The organism is Nonomuraea aridisoli (genome assembly GCF_003236395.1).
GTDB lineage: Bacteria > Actinomycetota > Actinomycetes > Streptosporangiales > Streptosporangiaceae > Nonomuraea > Nonomuraea aridisoli.
The window spans coordinates 1-1,504 of the sequence record NZ_POUD01000553.1; the positions used below are offsets into that span (position 1 = coordinate 1).

The window sequence follows — 1,504 nt, forward strand, 5'->3', positions numbered from 1 at the left end:
CGGTCGCGTCCTCGGAGCGGTGTAAAAGGCTCGACGAGGTAGGTGCCGTGAGTGGATCTTAGGCGGCCTCGATAGCGGGTGCCAAGGCCGGATCACCCGTCGGACGAAGCTGAGTGGGTGGGTGAAGCAGGGCTCGGCGGAGGTCTTGCAGAATGCGCAGGCCCGTGCTGGTCATGGCGAAGCCGCGCCAGCCGCGGGCGGCGCGGTCCAGCACGGCCCAGACCAGGGACACGCAGCTAGTTTCGCCGGGGAAGCGGCCGATGACCTTGACCCGGCGGCGGGTCTCGCCGAAGGTGCGCTCGATGAAGTTGGAATGCCGGATGCGCTTGTGGTGCTCGATCGGGAAACGCAGGTAGGGGGTCAGGCTCTGGCGGTCGGTCAGCAGGCACTTGACCGCCGCCGGATAGCGGCCACTCCACGTGTCGGCGAAGGCGTCGATGCGCTGTTGGACGAGGTCGACCAGGTGCTGGCCGACCTTGACGTCATCGCCCAGCTCGCTGATGTCGAAGATCTGCCAGTAGGAGGCCTTCACCTCGGCCTGGTCGCCGGCGCTGACCTTCGCGAGCACATTTCTGGCGCGATGGACGAGACACCGCTGGCGCAGCGAGGGCGCGAAGACCTGTTCGGCGGCGCTGATCAGGCCGGGTGCGCCGTCGGAGACGATCAGCAGCGGAGACGTGAGGCCGCGGGTGGTCAGGTCTGTGAGGAAGTCGTGCCAGGCGTCGGTGGACTCGGATCCGGCGGCGGCCAGGCCGACGAAGACGGGCTTGCCGGCGGTGGTGATGCCCCAGGCGGCCAGGATCGGCTCGGCCCGGCTGCCGTCGTGCATCTTGAAATGCGAGGCGTCCAGGAACAGGTAGTCCAGCTCGATGTTCGACAGGTCGCGGCGGCACCAGGCGTCGTACTCGGCGACGATGGCCTGGCAGATCGTCGAGACCGTGGACTTGCTCAGGGCCGCCTCGGGGCCGAGTGCATCGGCCAGTGCGCCTTCGACGTCGCGGACGGACAGGCCGCGCACGAAGGAGGCGATCACGAGCGTCTCCAGCGCGTGGGTGCGGGTGACGCCGGTGCCGAACAGGCGGGAGGCGAACCTTTCGGTGGTGCCGCGCAGCTTCGGTCGTGCGATGGTGATCGGTCCGCTGGTGGTCTTGACGGTGGTCGGGCAGTGACCGTTGCGGTGGCCCGGCCGCACCGCCGTCCCTTCCTCATCACCGCTGTACGAGGCGGCGGTGGTGGCGCGCTGGTAGCGGGCGCGGCCGAGGAAGGCGTCGACCTCGGCTTCGACGGCGGTCTGGATGATCAGACGGGCGCCGAGCCGGGCGACATCCTCAATGACCTCGACCAGATCACGATCGGAGGCGAACAGGGCGTCGATCTCGGCACGGATGGCCTGGGTAGGCGATACTCGACGGGTCACGAGCGTGGGACCTCTTTCGTGCGAACTTGGCGGTTCAACACGGAACCTACGCTCGTGATCTATTTACACCGCATCTGGGACGCGACC

At 68.0% G+C, this 1,504-nt stretch carries 1 protein-coding gene; it reads right to left on the reverse strand.

The window, feature by feature from the left end; translation table 11 throughout:
* Positions 1–58 precede the first annotated feature (58 nt).
* Entirely contained in the window at positions 59–1,417 is a 1,359-nt protein-coding gene (locus C1J01_RS47995; RefSeq protein ID WP_181449377.1) for an IS256 family transposase, read from the reverse strand.
* Positions 1,418–1,504: the final 87 nt, after the last annotated feature.